The organism is Achromobacter sp. NPDC058515, assembly GCF_042721735.1.
Taxonomy (GTDB): domain Bacteria; phylum Pseudomonadota; class Gammaproteobacteria; order Burkholderiales; family Burkholderiaceae_B; genus Achromobacter.
The window spans coordinates 157,021-177,683 of record NZ_JBHXNI010000003.1; the positions used below are offsets into that span (position 1 = coordinate 157,021).

Genomic DNA, 20,663 nt, shown 5'->3' on the forward strand with positions numbered 1-20,663 from the left:
GTCAGGTCTCCTGCTTCTTCAACAGCAGCACCGAGGCGCCCAGGATGACGGGTATCGCCGCCAGCAGGGGCCAGAACGACCCTTGCAGATCGGAGAGGGCCAGGGCCTTGCTGAACACGCCGCGGCTGATGGCGAGCATGTGCGTGGCGGGGTAGATCTCTCCGATCAGCCGCCCGCCGCCTTCCAGCGACGACACCGGGTTGAGCAGGCCCGCGAACTGCACGGCGGGCACCAGCGTGCCGATCATGGTGAAGAACAGCGCCGCGATCTGGCTGCGCGTGAAGGTGGAGGCCAGCAGCCCGATGGCGGTGGCCACCACGCTGTAGATCAGCGCGGCCAGGAGCAGGGTGGCGAAGCTGCCGGTGATGGGAACGCCGAACAGCGTTACCGCCAGCAGGGTCATCAGCAGGAAGTTCAGCATCGCCAGCGCCACGTACGGCGCCTGCTTGCCCAGCAGGAACTCCAGCCGCGTCACGGGCGTGACGTAGAGGTTGATGATCGAGCCCAGCTCCTTTTCGCGCACGACCGCCAGCGCGGTCAGCATGGCCGGCATCATCAGCAGCAGCAGGGGAATCACCGCCGGCACCATGGCGGGCAGGCTGCGCACATCGGGGTTGTAGCGGAAGCGGGTCTCGATGCCGACGGACGACGCAGCGCTTGCGCCCAGCCTTTCGCGGGCCTGCTGCGCCAGCCAGCCCTGGTGCATGCCCATCACATAGCCGCGGATGGTCTCCGCGCGCTGCGGCATGGCGCCGTCGATCCACACGCCGATCTGCGCGTTCTTGCCGCGCTGCGCGTCGCGCGCGAAGCCCTGCGGGATCTCTATCGCCAGGGACAGTTCGCCGCTGCGCATGCGCGCATCCATGTCGGCGTAGTCGGCAATGGGCGGGCGCTCGATGAAGTAGCGCGAGCCCGACAGGTTCAGGCTGTAGTTCTGGCTCAGGCTGGTCTGGTCGCGGTCCATGACGGCGTAGCGCAGGTCCTCGACGTCCAGGCTGATGCCATAGCCCATCACGAACATCAGCAGCAGCGATCCCATCAGGGCCAGCGTGGCGCGAACCGGGTCGCGCCGCAGCTCCAGGGATTCGCGCCACATGTAGCTCAGCGCCCGCCCGATGCTGAATCCGCGCTGCGGCGGCTGCGGGGCCGCGGGCTCGGCCTCGGCGGGCGGCGCCGCGCCGGCCTCGGCCGCGGTCCCGGCGCCCGCGTCCACCAGGTAGGCGATGAAGGCCTCTTCCAGCGTCTTTGCGCCGCGCATCCGCGTGATTTCGGCGGGCGACGCGCTGATCAGCACCTTGCCCGCATGCATCAGCGACATGCGGTCGCAGCGCTGGGCCTCGTTCATGAAGTGCGTCGAGATGAATATCGTGACGTGGTCTTGCCGCGCCAGCTCGATCAGCAGGCGCCAGAAGTTGTCGCGGGCGACGGGGTCCACGCCCGAGGTCGGTTCGTCCAGGATCAGCAGCTCGGGCTTGTGCACCATGGCCACCGCCAGCGACAGGCGCTGGCGCACGCCCATGGGCAGGTTCTCGGGCAGCGCGTCCAGCGCCTCGCCCAGGTCGAAGCGGCCCGCCATCTCGTCCACGCGCGCGGGGATATCGGCCTCGGGAACGTGGAACAGGCGGGCGTGCAGCACCAGGTTCTGCCGCACGGTCAGCTCTCCGTACAGCGAGAACGCCTGCGACATATAGCCCACGCGGCGGCGCGTATCGATATTGCGCGGGTCGACTTCCTTGCCGAACAGCCAGGCCTGGCCCTCGCTGGCGGGCAGCAGCCCGGTCAGCATTTTCATGGTGGTCGATTTGCCGCAGCCGTTGGATCCCAGGAAGCCGAATATCTCGCCGCGGCGGATGCGGAAGTTGACGTGGTCCACGGCCACGAAGTCGCCGAACCGCATGGTCAGGTCGCGCGCCTCGATGGCGACCTCGGCGTCGTCGTCGAGCGCCAGCGGCACGATCTCCACCGGCTTGTGCCCGCGCCGCTTGGCTTCTGGCAGCAGCGCGATGAAGGCGGCCTCCAGCGAATCCGCGCCGGTGCGCTGCTCCAGCTCCTCGGGCGTGCCGGTGGCCAGCACGCGGCCTTCGTCCATGGCAATCAGCCAGTCGAAGCGCTGCGCCTCGTCCATGTAGGCCGTCGCCACGATCACGCTCATGCCGCCGCGCTCCCGGCGGATGTCGTTGATCAGGTCCCAGAACTGCGCGCGAGCCAGCGGGTCGACGCCGGTCGTGGGCTCGTCCAGGATGAGCAGGTCGGGGTCGTGGATCAGCGCGCAGCACAGGCCCAGCTTCTGCTTCATCCCGCCCGACAGCTTGCCCGCGGGCCGCGACAGGAAGGCGGACATGCCGGTGCTGCGCGTCAGGCTGTCGATGCGGCGGCGGCGCTCGGCCTCGTCATGGCCGAACAGGCGGCCGAAGAATTGCAGGTTCTCTTCCACCGACAAGGTGGGGTACAGGTTCTTGCCCAGCCCCTGCGGCATGTAGGCGATGCGCGGGCAGACCTCGTCGCGGTGCCGGCTGCTGGCCATGTCGCCGCCCAGCACCATGACCTTGCCCTGCTGCACGGCGCGCGATCCGGCCACCAGCGCCAGCAGGCTGGACTTGCCCACGCCGTCCGGGCCGATCAGCCCCACCATGCGTCCGGCCGGTATGTCCAGCGCGATGCCGTCCAGCGCCAGCGTCTTGCCGTAGCGCAGGCTGACGTCCGACAGCGTGACGACGGGCGCGGGGGCCGGGGCGGCCATCACGGCACCTTGACTTCAAGGTTGGCGGGCCATTGCGCGTCGGCGTCCAGCTTGATCCACGCCACGCCCGGCAGGCCGGTCTTGACCTGCTTGAGGTGCCGCAGCAGCAGTTCGGGGCTGATCTGCGCCTTGACGCGGAACATCAGCTTCTGCCGCTCGCTCGCGGTCTCGACCGTCTTGGGGGTGAACTGCGCCGTGCTGGCCACGAACGACACCTTGGCGGGGATGACGTATTCGGGGGCGGCGTCCAGGACGATGCGCACGTCCTGACCCAGCGCCACGCGGCCGGCGGCCTGTTCGGGCAGGAAGAACGTCATGTAGACGTCGGCCAGGTCCACCATGTTGAGCACCTTGCCGCCGGCGCCCAGCACCTCGCCGGGTTGCGCCACGCGGTACTGCACGCGGCCGGCGCGCGGGGCGCGCAGCTCGCTGTCGGCGATGTCGGCGTCGATGCGCGCAACGGTGGCCTGGGCCGCGGCGATGGCCGATTGCGCGCCGACCTGGGCGGCGCGGGCCGCCTCGATGGCGGCGGCCGCCGCCGTCACCTGGGCGCGCGCGGCGTGCACCGCCGCCTGCGCGCTGCGCACGCGGGCGCGGTCGTCGTCCAATTCCTGGATGGAGGAGGCGCCTTCCCTGGACAGCGTTTCGGAGCGCGCCAGGCGGCGGCGCGCCGCGTCCAGCTCGCTTTCACGCTGCACCACCACGGCTTCGGCAGCCAGCTTGTCGCTTTCGCGCTGCGCCACCTGCGCCGCGGCGCTGGCCGCGCTGTTGATCGCCTGTTGATGCTGGGCGCGCGCCTCTTCGCGCTGCGCCTGCAGCGTGTCGATCTGCATGCGCGCGAGCGGCTGGCCGGCGGACACGAAGTCGCCCTCGACGGCCAGCACTGCCTGCACGCGCCCGGCCAGTTTGGTGGCCACGTCGATCTCGGTGGCCTCGATCCGGCCGTTGCCGCTGATGAAGCCCTCGCCCGGGCCGGTGTCGGCCAGCAGGCGCCATCCGTAGTAGCCCGCGGCGGCAAGGGCCAGGACGGCAAGCAGGGGAATCAGTTTTCGGGTGGGCAGGCGCATGGCGGCGGATCCTTTATCGTTTCTTGTCAGCTGCGGGGAGCGTCCGGGCCGGCCGGCGGCGGCGCTTGCGTGCCTCCGCCCAGCGCCGCGTACAGGCCGACGCGGCTGGACAGGAGCGCGCGGCGCGTCTGCACCAGCTGCTGCTGCGCGGCCAGCAGGTCGCGCTTGGCGTCCAGGACTTCCAGATAGGGGGAGGCGCCGTGGTCGTAGCGCAGCTGGGCCAGGCGCGCGCGCTCGCTTTGCGCGGCCACGGTGGCGCGCAGCACGTCCACCTGTTCGGCCAGCCAGCGGCGGGCGGAGAGCGCGTCGGACACGTCCCTGAAGGCGGCCTGTATGGTCTTCTCGTAGTTCGCGACGGCCTGGTCCCGCCGCGCTTCGCTCAGGTCCAGGGACGACTGCCGGCGGCCCGCGTCGAAGATCGGCAGGTTGATGCTGGGCGCGAAATTCCAGGCGCGGCTGCCACCCGCGAACAGGCCGTCCAGTTCGGCGCTGGCGGCGCCGAAGGCGCCGGTCAGCGTGATGCTGGGCAGGAACGCGGCGCGCGCCGCGCCGATATTGGCGTTGGCGGCCTGGAGCTGATGTTCCGCGGCGACGATGTCGGGGCGGTTGGTCAGCAGGTCGGACGGCAGGCCGGCCGGCAGCGCATGCATGACGGCGTCGTCGTTCAGCCGGGCCTGCTGCCTGGGCAGGTCCAGCGGGGCGCCCACCAGCAGCTCCAGCGCGTGCGCCTGGGCGGCGCGGGTCTGTTCCAGCTCCGCGCCCAGCGCCTTGGCCTGCTGCCACAGCGTTTCCACCTGCGTCAGATCCAGTTTCGATATCGCGCCTACTTCAAAGCGGCGGCGGAAGATGCGCAGCGATTCCGCGCGCGACTCGATGGTTTCGCGGGTGAGCTCCAGCCGCTCGTCCAGTTCGCGCAGCGTCAGGTAGCTGTCGGCGACCTGGGCGACCAGGCTCAGGGTGGCGGCCTGGGCGGCGGCCTCCGTGGCCAGGTAGTTCTGCAGCGCGGCGTCGTTCAGGCTGCGCACGCGGCCCCAGAAGTCCAGCTCCCAGCTCGCCATGCCGACGCCCACCTGGTATTGGCTGGAGACTTGCGGCTGGCCCGTGAGGTTCAGGTCTCCCGGCACGCGGGCGCGGGAGCCGTCGGCCTGCGCGCCGATGGTGGGGAACTGGTCCGCGCGCTGGATGCCGTACAGGGCGCGGGCTTCTTCCACGCGCAGCAAGGCCCCGCGCAGGTCGCGGTTGTTGTCCAGCGCGGTGGCGATCAGCCCCTGCAGCGTGGGGTCCGAGAAGTACGTGCGCCAGGAGATCCGGGCGGCGACGTCGGGGTGCGCGGCGGCCTGCTCCGCGGAGTAATCTGCCTGGGCGTAAGCGGCGGGCACCGGCAAGGCGGGGCGCTGGTACTCGGGCGCGAGCGAGGCGCAGCCCCCGGCCAGCAACGCCGACAGGGCGGCGGGGGCGAGGCGCACAGCGATCTTGGCGGCAAACGCAGGACGAGTCATGCGGCGGTTCTCCAGCACAAGGGCGCCGGACGCATTCCGGGCGGGGCGGGCTTGTGGCCCGGACGCCCCGGAAGACCCGACACCAGGGTCATGCGTTTATTGTGCCGGCCGTGCCTTGAGCAGTCCTTGATCCGGATCAAACTAGCGACTGACCGGTCGGTTTTTAATGGCTGGAGTTCGAAAAAATGGAGCGGCAGGGATGGACAGGCAGCGCAGTCGTCTTCCTCCGGCCGTGCGGGTCGGGCAGATCCTCGACGCCGCATTGCAGGAGTTTTCCCAAGCGGGATATGCGGGCGCCAGGATGGACGACATCGCGCAGCGCGCCGGCTTGTCCAAGGGCGGCCTGTACGCCCATTTCGCCAGCAAGGAAGCCGTCTTCGAAGCGCTGCTTGCGCGCCACCTGAGCCCGCCGAGGCTCGACGTCGACGCCATCGTCGATGGGGCCGCCACGCCGCGGGACCTGGCCGAACGCATCGCGGACCACCTGCACCTCAGCCTTGCCAACCCCGCCATGGTCAGCACCATGCGCCTGCTGCTGGCCGAAAGCGGCCGGGTGCCGCATCTGGCGGCGCGCTGGCGCCAGGAAACCGCCGCGGCGCACGAGGCGGACCTTGGGCGGCTGCTGGCGCGCGCGCACGCGCGCGGCCTGTGCCGCGACGGGGTGGCGCTGGATCAGCCCTGGCTGCTGCTGGCGCCCGTCGTGCACACCATCGTCATGGCCGCGCTGTTCGGGCAGGACGAGCGCATCCCATTGCCGGAGCGGCGCCAGGCGCACGTGGCGATGATCTGCGAACTGCTCGCCCCTGAGGCGCAGGCTTCGCGTCCGCGCCGGCCGGCCGGGGCGCGCAGCGCTTCTTGACGTTGCGCCGCGCTTGGTGTCCCATCCCCACAGTTGGCATTCCCAACATCGGACCACCCGGCAGCGAGGACACTTTGGCGACATCGGGGTTGATGGATCGTGTACCGTCGTGGCGCTATCTGCCCGTGGCCTTGGCCCTGGTGCTTCCGGTGCTCGTCTGCGTGGGCTGGACCTGGTGGCACGCCAAGCAAGAGCAGCGCTACGAAGCCGAGTCGGCCGCGCGCATCGTGCGCGTGCAGACGGAGCACATCCTCTCGCAAGCCTGGGAACTGCTGGACAGGGTGGCCGCGCTGACCGCCGTGTCCTGCGCCCGCGCGCTTCCCGACCTGCAGCGCTGGGGCACGCTGAATCCGTACTTCCGTTCCCTGATCCTCACCCGCCAGGACCGCATCTACTGTTCGTCCGCGCTGGGCGTGACCGATGAGACGATCAGCGATTTCCGCGAGTGGCCGGCGGGCATCGCGCCCGGCCGGTGGCTGTTCACGGTGGTCGGAACGCCGCTGGCGCCGGACCGTCCCGCCATCCTGCTCGGCAAGCCAGGGATCGAGGGGCAGGCCGCCGTCGTCGTGGTCGATGGCCGCTATGTGCAGGATCTGCTGAACGCCGTCGCGACGCTGCGCGATTATCAGCTTGAGCTGCTGGTGGGCGAGGGCGGCGCGCCCATCCGCAGCGATTCCTGGGGCGCGTCGGCCGTGCCCGCCGCGCTCGTGTACAGCGAGACCACCAACGACAGCGGCCGGTCCGCGCTGACCATACGCGTGATGGCGCCGTCCGAGGCGCTGGTGCAGGCCTGGCAGCAGCTGATGATGACCTACCTGCCGGCGGCGGCGCTGCTGGGCGTCGGGCTGGCCTTCGGCGCCTACCGCCTGCAGGCGAACCGCCAGTCGTACAAGGAGCAGTTGCGCCGCGCCATGCGCGCCGGCGAATTCCAGGTGCATTACCAGCCGGTGTATGGCCAGGCGACGGGACAGTGCGAAGGCGTGGAGGCGCTGATGCGCTGGGAGCGCCCCGGCGCGGGCTTTGTGCGGCCCGACATCTTCATCGCGGCCGCCGAAGCCGAGGGCATGATCGTGCCCCTGACCCGGCATCTGTTCGCGCTCATCGAACGCGACTTGCGGGCCTGGACCACGCCGCCGGGCTTTCACGTGGGTGTGAACATCGCACCCGAGCACCTGTCCAGTCCCGCGCTGAAATCCGATGTGGAGGCGTTCGTGGCGAACACCGCGGCGCGCCAGCCCCTGGTCGTGCTGGAAATCACCGAGCGCAGCCTGGTCTCGGACGACGGGCAGGCGCGGCGCAACATCGACGCATTGCGCGCCCAGGGCGTGCGCGTGGCGATCGACGACTTCGGCGCCGGCCATTGTTCACTGTCGTACCTGCAGCGCTTCCCGGTGGACTACCTGAAGATCGACAAGGGCTTCGTGCACGCCATCGAGCCCTCCGGCGAAGATGCGCCGGTGCTGGACGTGATCATCGCCTTGTCGCACCGCCTGGGCCTGGCGGTGGTGGCCGAAGGCGTCGAGACCGAGCTGCAGTTCAACTACCTGGCCGCGCGCGGCGTCGCCTTCATCCAGGGCTATCTGTTTGCCCGGCCCATGCCCTCGGCGGAGTTTCTTCGCTGGTACGCCGGGCATGCGGCGCCCGGCGGCGCGGCGCGCTCAGGAGGCCTTGGGCTCGGCTGAGGCTTTGGCGAAGAACAGGTCGGTGATGGCCTGGCTGTCCAGGGGTTCGCCGTTGATCGCGCGGGTCAGCAGTTCGGCGCCCAGGAGCTGCACGGAAAAGACCAGGTCGGGCTGCACGCGCCGGATCTTCTCCAGGTGCTTGCTGGTGTTGACCAGCGCCACGGTCTTGGCGCCGGCGTCGCCGGTCGCTTCCTTCGCGGCCAGCACGATGAATGCGTTTTCGGCATCGTCTTCGCGCAGCGCCAGCACGTAGCGCGCCCGCGCCACGCCTGCGCTGTGCAGCACCTCCACGCTGGAGGCGTCGCCTTCGATCAGGTCGGTTGCCGCCGGATATTCCTGCGCCATGCCGGCGGGCACGATCACCGTGCATTCCTCGCCGCGGCGGCGCAGGCCCTGATAGACGCTCTGCGCCAGGGGTGTCGCGCCCGCGATGATGATGTGGTTTTTTCTCATGGCGGTGGAAAGCCTGCCTTTGACCAGCCGTTTCAGGTTGCCGCCGATCACCGGCCCGGCGATCGCGCTGACGGAAGTGGCGAATACGGTGATGCCGAGAATGATAATCGAGGCCGTGAACAGCCTGGCCGTGCCGGTATGAGGAACGATGTCGCCGTAGCCGACCGTCGACATGGACACGATGGAGAAGTAGAACGCCGTGCCCGCATCCAGGATCGGCGGATTGAATTCGTGGCCCAGGTACAGCGTGCCGAAAATGGCGTAGATCAGCAGCGACAGCACGCTGACCAGCGCGAACAGCGAGCCAGCGGCCACGCTGGCGCGGTCAAAGCGGCGCCAGTAGACGACGAGCGCAATCACCAGCACCATCGTGTAGATGCCCAGCCCGGAGCGGCCGCCGTCGCCCAGGATGGCGAAGGTGCCGATGCCGACCAGCAGCACAAGCGAGAAGGCCCACGCGATGCGCGCCTTCAGGATCAGTCCCAGCGCGATCACTTGCAGGCCCACCCCAAGCACCAGCCGCGGTATCTCCAGCAGGCCCACCACCCGCATCACGTCATGCCAATTGTCCAGCGCGAGCCAGAACGAATACTCGCGCGCGCGCACTTCGCGCAGCACCGGATGCATGAAGGCATAGCCGTCGAGCGCCACCAGGATGGCCAGGCACCAGTTGGGCGGAAACAGCGCCAGAATCCTGCGAAGCCGGTGCCGGAGGGATGGCTGGGATATGGGCATGGGGATGGGGTCTGTCTGGGTCCTTTGCCGGCATTTTAGGCCGCCTCGCGCAGGTCCCTCCTATACCAGATAGGTATGGAGGACTATCAACAAAGAATTACTGGAAACTCGTTCGAAGTCCTAAACTCCCCTCATCACGCGGCTATCCGGAAGGAACGCCGCTGATACGGGCGATAAGCCCGCCAGCAGCCAGGGCGGACGGATTGCCAGGCGTTGATCACGTTGCAGCCTGTGCAGGGACTAGAGACCCGGCGCGGGTTCACGGTCGGACCGTGCGTGAGTAGTATGAGGCACGAATGTTGGAATCGCGTGATCCAGGTAGAAGGCATCGGTGCCGGCCGATGACTCCGGGCTCACGTGTTGTTTTAGCGCGGCGTCTTACCTTTCGGGGCAGCGCCGCGTTTTTTTCGCCCGGCGCCTGCCCGGGGCCCTTGCCGGGCCCGCATCACACCGACGCGCTCGCGTCCGCCGTTTCACGGCGCCAGGCATCCTGGCCGTCCACGCGGCTGTCTTCCACCGATACCCGATAGTCCAGATCCAGCGCGATGTCCGCTGCGAACATGTAGCCCCATCCGTGCACGGCGCGTATCGGCAGGGTCATCTGGTTCGCGGTCGCCTTGCGGCGCAGGCGGCTGATCATCACGTCCACGAAGCGGCGCCGCGTGATGCCGTTGTCGGCATCGTCCGCGCCGTCCGCCAGGAACGCGTCGCGGCTGACCTTGCGGTCGGGCGCATTCACGAGCCGCGACAGGAAGTCGCGTTCGCCGGTGGTCAGCCCCAAGGTCCGGCCCCGGGGGCTGATCAGGGTCCAGCCCTTGTTGGCCAGCCGCCATGCTTCCTGGGCGGGCTCGTCCGAGGCCTGCGGGTCGGCGGCGGCATCCATGCCGTCCAGGCCCACCGCGCGGCGCACCAGCGCCTGGAGCACCGCGGCCAGTTCCAGCCCGGTGACGTCCGGCGGCAGGCAGGCGTCAGCGCCGCAGAGCAGGGTGCGGATGCGGCTTTCTGCGTCGGCGAACCCCGCGATGGCCACGATGCCCAGCCCACGGTCCATGGCGCGCAGCCGCACCGCGGCATTGTGGACGTCGGTCAGGGGCGCCTCCAGCACCACCAGGGGGCTGGGCCGGCGGGAGTAGCGGTCGTAGACATCAACCAGGTCATGGCAGCGGCGGACATTGAATCCCAAATGGGAAAGGGCCTCCACCAGTCGGGCTTGCCTGGCATCGTCGTTGCCAAGAAAGATGACATCCAGCGTGTTGTTCATTGATGCTTCCAATGAGGCGGCGCGGCAGGGAGGCCGCGCCGGGAATGGGCCGTGGCGTCAGCGGTGCGTGTCATGCCCCTTCCTATGATGCGCACCACGACGAAGCCGTCTGGCCGATGTGTTCGCGGTTCCATGCGGAAGTCACGCCCGTGTTTCATTTAAACACGGGCGTGTTTTTTTGTGAAGATACGTTTCTGTGGTTTCGACTGGTAACAGAGATTGGCCGGCAAGCCGCCTAGAAGGGGTTGAAACGCTGTTTGTTTTCGCTTTTTGGGCCGCAAAATATTATGTATTACCGATACATTATTTTCTCGTCCGAGCTGGCAAATCGCCATAAACTCAGCCCGGCTTTTTGCAGTCCCGCCTGGGGCGCGAGCGGTGCGTTGACAAGCTTCCGCAGGCCGGCAGGCAATTCATAAGTCGATGATAGATATGGTTTTTGTGCCGTCATTCTTGGACGGGCGAGCCGGGCGCGGGCCCGGTGCGCGCTCGGCCAAGCAGAGCGATGTTGCGATTTACGGATTAGCCCAGAAATTGGGGTCTAGTCCGTTTATTTGGCAACAGTATCGAGATGTTTTAATTAAAAAATAAATTCATATTAATGTCTCAGGTTGATCGATTGGACACGTTTAGCCATCGTCTGCGCAACGCAAGAGTGCTTCAGGGATGGACTCAAAAGGACTTGGCAGTCGCAAGCAACCTGTCGCAAAGCGCCATCGGCAACTACGAAAGCGGGCAGCGCCAGCAGCCCTCAAGCGAGGCGCTCATCAAGCTGACGCGCGCCTTGCGCGTCAATCCCCTATGGCTCAGCACGGGCGAAGGTCCGATGCTGAATCCTGGCCACGCGGGCGGCACGGCGAATTCGCCGATGCCGCCCGCGTGGCCATTCGAGACCGTTTCCTACGCCACCTACGCCCGCCTCAGCTCGCAGGAAAAGCGGCAGATCGAGCTGGTGCTGGCCGCCTACATCAAGGCACGCGGTGAATAGTCCCGATCGGCTGGGCAGGCGCCTGGGGACGCCGCCGCGCGCTGGCCGCGGGCGCCGCTTCGCCGCCCGCGTCCGTGCGCAGACGGCTGCGCAGGCGTTCCACGGGGTCCGAGATCAAAGCATTAAGCAACGCTGAGAACGCGATACAGCTCGCGATCACCAGGGCCGCGAACAGCATGGGCTGGTGCTCCTGGACATCGTGGAGCAGCCAGCTGAACCCCATGATCACCAGCGAATGGCAGATGTAGATCGGATAGCTCAGTTCCCCGATGGCCTTGTCCAGGCGGTGCCGGGACTGGAACAGGAACGCCAGCGGCAGCAGCGCCGCGAAGAACATGACGGCCAGGCCATCGCGCACCGTCGGGTTGATGCCGATCGAGAAATGCAGCAGGCTGTAGGCGAACAAGGCGGCAGTGCCCAGTTCCGGCAGGCGCTTGACGCGCTGGGTCCAGGCCTTCATGCGCGGCAGCAGCACCTGGTGCGATAGCGAGCCAATCAGGAACAGCGCGAGCTCCGTGGGAAAGAAGCGGTAGGTCCAGGGGTCGGACAGGCCGACTCCCGTCGCGATGAGCACCCCGCGCAGCGCCAGCGACGCCGCCAGCAAGGCCAGCAGGCGGCGCGGCGAGCCCAGCACGAAGGGCGCCACCAGGTAGAAGCTCATCTCGACGCCCAGGGTCCAGGCCTGGGGCACCAGCAGCCCCTCGTACAGCGGCACGTCGCTGTTCGCGAAGCTGCCCGTGAACGCCAGCGCGGAATCCTTGATGCCGAAGAACATCAGCCAGTCCTGGCCCAGGATGAAAATGTTGGAAAGCACCAGGAAGAGTTCGGCGCTGAAGGGCAGGGCGTCGTAGAAGCGGAAGAAGGCGCCGCCGCTCAGCACATGGGCCATCAGCGTCATGGCGGCCACGGCCAGGTAGATCGGGAACAGGCGCAGGAAGCGGTTGGCGTAGAACTTGCCCACCGCGCCCTGGTAATGGTCCGTGGCTGTCAGCACGTATGAAATCAGGAAGCCCGATATCACGTAGAAAAGCTGTACCGCCAGCCTGCCGCCGACCAGCTGATCGGCGTAGCCGGCGCCCAGATGATCCAGCACTACCGATAGCGCCAGTAAGGTTCTCAAGAATCCCATCGCCGTGTCTCCCGGGTTGGTATTGTTTTTTGGCCCGATGGGCCGGACACCTGCGCCTGCGGTAAATGCGTGCTCCGCTCCTCTTTCCCCGTTCTGCCCAGCCTGGCCGGAGTCACGATCTGCAGCTGATTCTGCGCGCCGCCGCAAGCCGCCGCCATGCGGCATTCGGCCCAGCAGGCTGCGCCATCGGAGCTAGTGCCCGTAATTTCCGTGCTTCTTTTGGATACGGCTGTAGGGCGGAGAAAATCGCCTGCCGGCCCGATGCCGGTTACAGTCGAGGGGTGTGAATTTTTTCGGAGTCCCGCACATGCCTACCCTTCTGTCTTCGCGTTGCCGGCTGCTCTGCCTCAGTCTCCTGACGGCGGCCCTGGCCGGTTGCGCCGGCTCCATCGGGGGCGCCCGCCCGGAAGGCGCCGCCGCCGCCAACGCCGCCAGCAGCGCGGATTCGCTGGCCCAGACCAGTTGGGAGCTGGTGCGCTGGACTCAACCAGGAGGCGTGCTGCGGGATATCCCCCACGGCGACAACGGCGAGCCCATACGGCTGACCTTCCTGGCGCAAGGCAAGCAATACCGCGTCGACGGCTTTTCCGGCTGCAACCGCTACATGGGCGCGTACAAGCTCCAAAGCGGCAAGCTGTTCATCGACGCGCCCGCCATGACGCGCATGGCCTGCGTGCCGCCCGAACGCGCCAAACTGGAAGCCGACTACCTGCGCGGCCTGACCGCCATCGACACGTTCACGCTGGACAGCGGCGGCGCCCCGCGCCACCTGACGTTCAATCTGCGCGGCGGCGACGTGCTGGAGTTCGAGCGGCGCCAGGATCCGCCGACGCCGTAATATTGCGGCCGACCTGTCCCGGAGATCCGCATGTTCTCTTCCGCTTCCTTGCGCCGGCTGGCGCCTTGCCTGCTGTCCATCGGGCTTGCCGCCTGCTCGTCGCCGCCCCAGCGCGCCGCGGACGGGCAGGACCCCCGCTTCCAGCCCGCCGCGGCCTCGGACATCCTGGCCCAGACCAGCTGGGACCTGGCGCGCTGGACGCTGCCCGGCGGCGCATTGCGCCCCGTGCCGCATCCGTCCTCTAGCTCCCGCCCCATCACGGCCAGCTTCATCCACGACCGGGGCTCGCCCCTCATGGCGGGGTTTGCCGGCTGCAATCAGTACAGCGCGCCCTACACCATCGCCAACGGCCTGCTGATCCTGCGGTCCCATCCCGTGTCGACGATGATGGCGTGCGCGCCGCAGGCCATGAAACTCGAACAGGATTTCCTGGCCGGCCTCACACGCATCACCGCCACCTCGCTGGACAACACCAATAATCCGCAGCGCATGACCTGGGTGCTCAGCACCGGCGATACGCTGGACTTCGGACGCCGCGTGGATCCGGTGGCGGGCGGCCAGATCGGGCCGACCAAGCTCGTCTATGTGAATTCGGAACGCGTGCCTTGCAGCGCCGGCGCCGGCCGAGCCATGTGCTATCAGGTGCGGGACAGCGCGTCTCAGCCCTGGCAGTCGTGGTATGGCGAGATCACCGGCTTCAATTTCCAGCCCGGCATCCGCTACCGGCTGCGCGTGGTCGAGGTCCAGGACCCGAATCCACCGGCCGGCGCCTCCTCATTGCGCTGGGTGCTGGACGCGGTGATCGAGCAGGAAATCGCCGCTCGCTGAGCGGCGTCCGGGGCGGCGGCGGGCGGGGCAACCCGCCCAGCGATTACTATTACGGGCTTCGCCGTCCGTTTTTCATCGCTTTGCCATGACTTCCGTCGTCAATATTGCCGCCTACAAGTTCGTTACGCTGGATTCCCTGCCCGAGTTGCGCGCCCGCCTGCTGGTCCAGGCTGGCGACGCCGCGCTCAAGGGCACGATCCTTCTGGCCGAAGAGGGCATCAACCTGTTCCTGGCGGGCGCCGCCGAAGGCATAGACGCCTTCCTGCGCGGCCTGCGCGCGGACGCGCGCTTCGCCGACCTGGAAGTGAAGTTCAGCCATAGCGGCGAGGCGCCGTTCCGCAAGCTGCTGGTCAAGATCAAGCGCGAGATCATCCGGATGGATCATCCGGCCATCCGCCCCGCCGCGGGACGCGCGCCGGGCGTGGATGCGCATACGCTGGCGCGCTGGCTGGAGCAGGGCGCGGACGACGCCGGCCGGCCGGTCGTCATGCTGGACACGCGCAACGCTTTCGAAGTGGACGAGGGCACCTTCAAGAACGCCATCGACTGGCGCATCGACCGCTTTACGCAATTTCCGGCCGCGGTGCAGGCGAATCGCGCGCAGTTCGAGGGCAAGACGGTCGTCAGCTTCTGCACCGGCGGCATCCGCTGCGAAAAGGCCGCCATCTACATGAACGAAGCCGGCATCCAGAATGTCTACCAGCTCGACGGCGGCATCCTCAAGTACTTCGAGGAAACCGGCGGTCCGGGCTACGAGGGCAAGTGCTTCGTGTTCGACGAGCGGATCTCGCTGGATCCGGCGCTGGCGCCCAGCAACGCCTAGTCCGCCGTCCAGAAACGCAAAAGAGCCCGCCGATGGCGGGCTCTTTTCATGCGCGGGCCGGGCGGATCAGCGCACGCGCATGCCGGGCTTGGCGCCCGGGAACGGCTCCAGCACGTAGATGCCGGCATCCACGGCTTCGTCCGCGTGGCTGGCGGCCAGCACCATGCCTTCGGAGACGCCGAATTTCATCTTGCGCGGGGCCAGGTTGGCCACCATGACGGTCAGCTTGCCGATGAGGTCTTCCGGCTTGTAGGCCGATTTGATGCCCGAGAACACGTTGCGGTGGCGGCCTTCGCCCACGTCCAGCGTCATGCGCAGCAGCTTGGTCGAGCCTTCCACGTGTTCGCAATTGACGATCTGCGCGATGCGCAGGTCGACTCGCGCGAAGTCGTCGATGGAGATGGTCTCGGCCAGCGGCTCGCCGCCGGGCACCACGACGGGCGCGGCGGGCGGCTCGAACAGGTCTTCCAGCATCTGCGGCTCGACGCGCTGCATCAGGTGCTTGAACGGCGCGACGCGCTGCGGCAGCACCGAGGCGTCCGCCCAGGTGAACGGCGCCTGCGCGCCGAACAGCTCCAGCGCCACGCGTTCGGCCAGCGACGGCAGCACGGGGGCCAGCATCACGGACAGGGCCTTGAAACCCGCCAGCGAACGCGAGCAGATGTCTTGCAGCGCAGCCTTCTGCGCGTCTTCCGCCGTGGCGATGCCCTTGGCCAGCACCCACGGCTGAGCCGTGTCGAACGCCTGGTTGATGCGGTCGGCGTAGGCCATGATCTCGCGGATGGCGCGGTTGTACTCGCGCGCTTCGAACGCGGCGCGGATGGACTCGGCCTGTTCGGCGTATTCCGCGGCCAGCGCGGCCGTGTCGCCCGAATAGCCCAGCACGCCGTCGAAATGCTTGGTGATGAAGCTGGCGGCGCGGCTGGCGATGTTGACGTACTTGCCGACCAGGTCGCTATTGACGCGGGCGATGAAGTCCTCGGGGTTGAAGTCCATGTCTTCGACCCGCGCATTCAGCTTGGCGGCGATGTAATAGCGCATCCATTCGGCGTTCATGCCGATTTCCAGGTAGCGCAGCGGCGAAATGCCGGTGCCGCGGCTCTTGGACATCTTTTCGCCGCTGACGGTGATGAACCCGTGCACGTTCACGGCGTCCGGCGTCTTGCGGCCGGCGAACTTCAGCATCGCGGGCCAGAACAGCGCGTGGAAGTACACGATGTCCTTGCCGATGAAGTGCACCTGCTCGGTGTCGCCGTTGGGGTCGAGCAGGGCGTCGAAGTCCAGGCCCTTGACCTCGCAGTAGGACTTCAGGGAGGCCAGGTAGCCCACCGGCGCATCCAGCCACACGTAGAAGTACTTGCCCGGCGCGTCCGGGATCTCGATGCCGAAGTAGGGCGCATCGCGGGAAATGTCCCAGTCGCCCAGCTTGGCCTCGCCGTCTTCCGCGCCCAGCCACTCGCGCGTCTTGGCGAGCATTTCGGGCTGCAGGTGCTTGCCGCCGTGCTTGTTCGAGCCGTTGGTCCACTGCTGCAGGAACTCCACGCAGCGCGGATCGGACAGCTTGAAGAAGAAGTGGTCTGACGACTTCAGCACGGGCGTGGCGCCGCTCAGCGCCGAGTACGGGTTGATCAGCTCGGTGGGCGCGTAGACCGCGCCGCAGACTTCGCAGGAGTCGCCGTACTGGTCCTTGGCGTGGCACTTGGGGCATTCGCCCTTGATGTAGCGGTCGGCCAGGAACATGCCCTTGACCGGATCGTAGAACTGCTCGATGGAGCGCGTTTCGATCAGGCCCTGGGCCTTCAACGCGCGATAGATGTCATGCGACAGCGCGACGTTCTCGGGCGAATCCGTGGAGTGCCAGTGGTCAAAGCGGATGTGAAAGCCGTTCAGGTATTGCGGGCGCTCGGCCGCGTAGCGGGCGACCAGCGCCTGCGGCGTGATGCCTTCTTTTTCCGCCTTCAGCATGATCGGCGCGCCATGCACGTCGTCCGCACCCACGAAATGCACCGTGTGGCCCGCCATTCGCATCGAACGAACCCAGATATCGGCCTGGATGTACTCCATGATGTGGCCGATGTGGAAAGATCCGTTGGCGTAGGGCAGCGCAGTGGTGACAAAAAGGGTGCGAGACATGGTTGTCGATAGAGGTTGAGGGGAAAAGGGATTTGGCCGGCCATTTTAGGGCAAGCGCGCGGACTCGCCTGGGGGCGACCGGAAAAGCACGCAACCCGCCCTCGCGGCAAGGCGAATCAGGCGGGTTGATGAAGGAAGGCGCCGGCGCAGGCACGGCGAATCTGCCGGATCTGCGCAATACGCAGCGGCCCGCTCGCGCCGCAGGCGGCGCGAAGCGCATCGGAAAGCCGCCGTCAGCGGATTTCGCGGGCCTCGACGTCGATCACGTCGCCGCGCGGCTGCGTGGCGAACGGGGCGGTGGCGGACTGGAACGGTCCCGGACGGACGCCTTGGCGCTGGCTCCAATAGGCGCGAACGCCGAAAGGCTTGCCGCGCACTTTGGCGACCACGTACAGGATCGCCACGGCGATTGCCGTGGAAAGCATGAACACCAGCGCCATCGCCATGCCGATCAAGGCCAGGGCGGCGAATAGGACGGCACGAAAGAAGCGGATAAGTGTGTTGGTCATGAATGTCGGATGCAAAACGCAGCGAAAGGTTCCCGTGTATCCGCTATCCTTTAGGGGATGGCGGCCCGCAGAAGCCGCGCTGCCTACGGAACCATAGTGACATGAGTATAACGATAGAACACATCCGCGCTGCGCTGCGCGCCGCGCAAGACCCGAATACCGGCATGGATTTGGGTGTTTCTGTAAAAGATCGTGACATCCAGCTGGGCGGCGGCGTTGTCGCATTGACCCTGGAATTGGGCTATCCGGCCGACGGCGCCCGCGAACAGGTCCGCGCCATCGCCGTGGCCGCGCTGGCCGCGGCGGGCGTGCCCGACGCCCAAGTGACCGTGACGTGGAAGGTGGCCGCGCACGCGGTGCAGAAGGGCTTGAAGCCCCTGCCCAACGTGCGCAACATTATTGCAGTGGCTTCCGGCAAGGGCGGCGTGGGCAAGAGCACCACCGCCGTGAACCTGGCCCTGGCCCTGGCGGCAGAAGGCGCCAAGGTCGGCGTGCTGGATGCGGACATCTACGGCCCCAGCGTGCCGACGATGCTGGGCATGTCGGGCAGGCCCGAGAGCCTGGACAACAAAAGCATGGAGCCGCTGACCGGCCACGGCCTGCAGGCCAACTCCATCGGCTTCCTGATCGACGCCGACTCTCCCGCCATCTGGCGCGGCCCGATGGTGACGCAGGCGCTGGAACAGCTGCTGCGCCAGACCAACTGGCGCGACCTGGACTACCTGATCGTCGACATGCCCCCGGGCACGGGCGACGTGGCCCTGACCCTGGCCCAGAAGGTGCCGGTGGTGGGCGCCATCATCGTCACCACGCCGCAGGACGTGGCCTTGCTGGATGCGCGCAAGGGCCTGCGCATGTTCCAGAAAGTGGACGTGCCGATCCTGGGCGTGGTCGAGAACATGGCCATCCACATCTGCTCGCAGTGCGGGCACGCCGAGCATATCTTTGGCGAAGGCGGCGGCCAGCGCATGGCCGAGCAATATCAAACGCCGTGGCTGGGCAGCCTGCCGCTGACCCTGGTGATCCGCGAGCAGACCGACGCCGGCACGCCGACCGTGGTGTCGGACGCGGGCAGCGAAGCCGCGTCGCTCTATCGCGCCATCGCAAGAAAGCTGGCAGCGGGCGTCGCCGCGCTTCCTCGCGACATGGCCGGGAAATTCCCTTCCATCGTCGTGCAGCAACCGACCTGAAAACATGCGGTGGGCTGCCCGCGCCTTCTTGGCAGGACTGTGCGTGATGGCGGGCGAGGCGTTGGCCAAGCGCCCGGAGGTCATTGTGGACCCAGGGGGCGTGCCCCCCGCCGCGCTGCAGGCGATCACCCAGGCCGTCGACGCGATCGCGCGGCTGGCCGAGGACCAGGACGGCGGTGAAATCAACCGCCTGCGCCGGCGCGCGCGCGACGCGACGCTGGCGGCCCTGGCGACCCAGGGCTATTTTTCGCCCAAGGTAACGCTGGAGGCCGGCACCGACATCGGCGGCGAAACCTGGGACATCGCCATCGTCCCCGGCAAGCGCACGACCGTCGAATCCGTGAACCTGGAGTTCGCGGGCCGGATCACGCGTCCCGAGTACGCGCAGCGCGTGCAGAGGCTGCGCGACGACTGGCGGCTCAAGCAGGGACAGCCTTTCATCAACAGCGATTGGAACCGGGCCAAGTCGACGCTGCTGGACGCCGTGTCCACGCGCGATTTCCTGCTGGCGCGCATGACGTCCTCGCGGGCCGACATCGATGCCGACAACGCGACCGCCAGGCTGCACGTCTCGATCGACAGCGGGCCGCAGGTCCGCATGGGCGAACTGAATACGCAAGGCCTCAAGCGAGTGCCGGATACGCTGATCGAACGCTATGTCCGCTACAGGGTGGGGTCGCCCTTTGACCAGGACCGCCTGGACCAGTGGCAGCAGGACCTGCAGTCCACCGCCTTTTTCCGTGGCGCCTTCGTTTCGCTGCAGGAGCCCGGCGACGGCCTGCGGCAGCCGACGGACCCCATTTCGGACCGCGCCCGCGCGCCGGGCGCAGCCGATGCCGCGGCCGCCGCGCCGGCGGGAGACCCGGCGGTGTCGGGCGGCGTGCCGCCTCCGCCGCCCCAGTTCGACTCCTACGGCGAAGTGACCCTGCCCGTGCAGGTGCGCGTGGTCGAAGCGCCGCCCAAGCGCTTTTCCGCGTCGATCGGCGTCGACGACGAGGCCGGCGTGCGCGTGGAATCCCTGTACCGCCAAAATGTGGTGTTCGGCCAGCCCGTCACGATGGAAACCGGCTTCGGGGTGGATCGCCTGCGCCAGCGCGCCTTCATGGATATTCTCCTGCCCCCGACCGAGCGCGGCTACCGGGACTCCATCGGCGTGCTGGCGGACCGCTCCGACATCCAGGGCCTGGAAGTGACCCGCTACGCGCTGGGCGCCACCCGCACGCGGGAGCGCAAGGGCGCGGGCGACAGCCGGGTCGAATACGAAACGCGCTGGGGCATGCTGCTGGCGCAGGATCACGTCAAGATCGACGGCGGCGACAGCTACACGCTGCCCACGATCACCGCGACGGCCGAATGGCTGCGGCGCGACGTCGACAACAAATACGATCCGCGCGAGGGCAACCTGATCTCGGTGGGCGGCGGGGTCGGCGTCACGCTGGATACGGGCGAGCCCTATACCCGCATGCGGCTGCGCGGCCAGAAATGGTGGCCCATCGGCAAGCTGGACGTCCTGATGATACGCGGCGAGGTTGGCCGCGTATGGTCCAACGGCAATGTGCAGGTGCCTGACGATTTCGGCTTTCGCACCGGCGGCGCGCGGTCCATCCGCGGCTACCGCTACCAGAGCATCGGCCTGCAGCGCGACAACGCGGTCGTGGGCGCGCCCACGCTGCTGGTCGGCAGCATCGAGTACGACCATTATTTCGATGAACGCTGGGGCATGGGCGTCTTCGTCGACGCGGGCGATGCCGCCGAGTCGTTCGGCGACATGTCGATGGCGGTGGGCTACGGCGTCGGCGCCCGCGTGCGCACGCCGGCGGGCCCGCTGTTCCTGGACCTGGCCTATGGCCAGCGCGAACGCGACCTGCGCGTGCATTTCTCGCTGGGGATCGCGTTTTGAAGTTCTTGCGTAAATTCCTGCGCCATGTG

General features: G+C 67.6%; 16 protein-coding genes. 8 read left to right on the plus strand and 8 right to left on the minus strand.

Features of this window, described 5'->3' with window-relative positions; translation table 11 throughout:
- Position 1: 1 nt before the first annotated feature.
- Genes rbbA through ACFWP0_RS06790 form a run of 3 tightly spaced genes read right to left on the minus strand, consistent with a single transcriptional unit; the run spans position 2 to position 5,306 of the window.
- Positions 2–2,740, minus strand: coding sequence for a ribosome-associated ATPase/putative transporter RbbA (gene rbbA, locus ACFWP0_RS06780; protein WP_377840679.1), 2,739 nt, complete (start codon positions 2,738–2,740; stop codon positions 2–4).
- A complete protein-coding gene (locus tag ACFWP0_RS06785; RefSeq protein WP_377840681.1) occupies positions 2,740–3,807 on the minus strand; it encodes an HlyD family secretion protein in 1,068 nt (355 codons plus the stop codon). The genes rbbA and ACFWP0_RS06785 overlap by 1 nt, the downstream gene beginning before the upstream one ends.
- Before the next feature lie 26 nt (positions 3,808–3,833).
- Positions 3,834–5,306: an efflux transporter outer membrane subunit gene (locus tag ACFWP0_RS06790; protein WP_377840682.1), complete on the minus strand. Its 1,473-nt coding sequence runs from the start codon at positions 5,304–5,306 to the stop codon at positions 3,834–3,836.
- A 199-nt stretch (positions 5,307–5,505) separates the two neighbouring features.
- Between ACFWP0_RS06790 and ACFWP0_RS06795 the strand changes: the two genes are divergently transcribed.
- Positions 5,506–6,165 carry a TetR/AcrR family transcriptional regulator gene (locus tag ACFWP0_RS06795; RefSeq protein WP_377840684.1) on the plus strand — a complete coding sequence of 220 codons (660 nt, stop codon included), beginning with the start codon at positions 5,506–5,508 and terminating at the stop codon, positions 6,163–6,165.
- Positions 6,166–6,257: 92 nt separating this feature from the next.
- Positions 6,258–7,847, plus strand: a complete 1,590-nt coding sequence (locus tag ACFWP0_RS06800) for an EAL domain-containing protein (protein WP_377840685.1) — start codon at positions 6,258–6,260, stop codon at positions 7,845–7,847.
- On the opposite strand, the gene kch is transcribed toward ACFWP0_RS06800, so the two are convergent.
- Both kch and ACFWP0_RS06810 read right to left on the minus strand, forming a co-directional pair.
- A complete protein-coding gene (gene kch, locus ACFWP0_RS06805; protein WP_377840687.1) occupies positions 7,824–9,035 on the minus strand; it encodes a voltage-gated potassium channel protein in 1,212 nt (403 codons plus the stop codon). The genes ACFWP0_RS06800 and kch overlap by 24 nt on opposite strands.
- A gap of 445 nt (positions 9,036–9,480) precedes the next feature.
- Positions 9,481–10,296 (minus strand): response regulator transcription factor, encoded by an 816-nt coding sequence (locus ACFWP0_RS06810; RefSeq protein WP_377840689.1) that lies wholly within the window; start codon positions 10,294–10,296, stop codon positions 9,481–9,483.
- 601 nt (positions 10,297–10,897) lie between these two features.
- Between ACFWP0_RS06810 and ACFWP0_RS06815 the strand changes: the two genes are divergently transcribed.
- The gene (locus tag ACFWP0_RS06815; protein WP_377840691.1) at positions 10,898–11,284 is read left to right on the plus strand and encodes a helix-turn-helix domain-containing protein; all 387 of its coding nucleotides are present in this window, start codon (positions 10,898–10,900) and stop codon (positions 11,282–11,284) included.
- Here the strand turns inward: ACFWP0_RS06815 and ACFWP0_RS06820 are convergent.
- Positions 11,265–12,413, minus strand: a complete 1,149-nt coding sequence (locus ACFWP0_RS06820; RefSeq protein ID WP_377840693.1) for an acyltransferase family protein — start codon at positions 12,411–12,413, stop codon at positions 11,265–11,267. The two genes, ACFWP0_RS06815 and ACFWP0_RS06820, sit on opposite strands and share 20 nt — an antisense overlap.
- A gap of 307 nt (positions 12,414–12,720) precedes the next feature.
- Between ACFWP0_RS06820 and ACFWP0_RS06825 the strand changes: the two genes are divergently transcribed.
- The 3 genes from ACFWP0_RS06825 (at position 12,721) to ACFWP0_RS06835 (ending at position 14,902) form a co-directional block, all read left to right on the plus strand.
- Positions 12,721–13,251, plus strand: coding sequence for an META domain-containing protein (locus ACFWP0_RS06825; RefSeq protein ID WP_377840694.1), 531 nt, complete (start codon positions 12,721–12,723; stop codon positions 13,249–13,251).
- Positions 13,252–13,281: 30 nt separating this feature from the next.
- Positions 13,282–14,079, plus strand: a complete 798-nt coding sequence (locus ACFWP0_RS06830) for a DUF4377 domain-containing protein (RefSeq protein WP_377840696.1) — start codon at positions 13,282–13,284, stop codon at positions 14,077–14,079.
- Positions 14,080–14,164: 85 nt separating this feature from the next.
- On the plus strand, positions 14,165–14,902 hold the full coding sequence (locus tag ACFWP0_RS06835) for a sulfurtransferase (RefSeq protein WP_377840697.1): 738 nt from the start codon (positions 14,165–14,167) through the stop codon (positions 14,900–14,902).
- A 66-nt stretch (positions 14,903–14,968) separates the two neighbouring features.
- On the opposite strand, the gene metG is transcribed toward ACFWP0_RS06835, so the two are convergent.
- Both metG and ACFWP0_RS06845 read right to left on the minus strand, forming a co-directional pair.
- The gene (gene metG / locus ACFWP0_RS06840) at positions 14,969–17,035 is read right to left on the minus strand and encodes a methionine--tRNA ligase (protein WP_377840699.1); all 2,067 of its coding nucleotides are present in this window, start codon (positions 17,033–17,035) and stop codon (positions 14,969–14,971) included.
- A 233-nt stretch (positions 17,036–17,268) separates the two neighbouring features.
- Positions 17,269–17,544: a hypothetical protein gene (locus ACFWP0_RS06845; RefSeq protein ID WP_175175082.1), complete on the minus strand. Its 276-nt coding sequence runs from the start codon at positions 17,542–17,544 to the stop codon at positions 17,269–17,271.
- 101 nt (positions 17,545–17,645) lie between these two features.
- Here ACFWP0_RS06845 and apbC point away from each other — a divergent pair, with 101 nt between their 5' ends.
- Positions 17,646–18,734: an iron-sulfur cluster carrier protein ApbC gene (gene apbC / locus ACFWP0_RS06850; protein ID WP_377840700.1), complete on the plus strand. Its 1,089-nt coding sequence runs from the start codon at positions 17,646–17,648 to the stop codon at positions 18,732–18,734.
- A gap of 4 nt (positions 18,735–18,738) precedes the next feature.
- A complete protein-coding gene (locus ACFWP0_RS06855) occupies positions 18,739–20,634 on the plus strand; it encodes an autotransporter assembly complex family protein (protein ID WP_377840702.1) in 1,896 nt (631 codons plus the stop codon).
- Positions 20,635–20,663 lie beyond the last annotated feature (29 nt).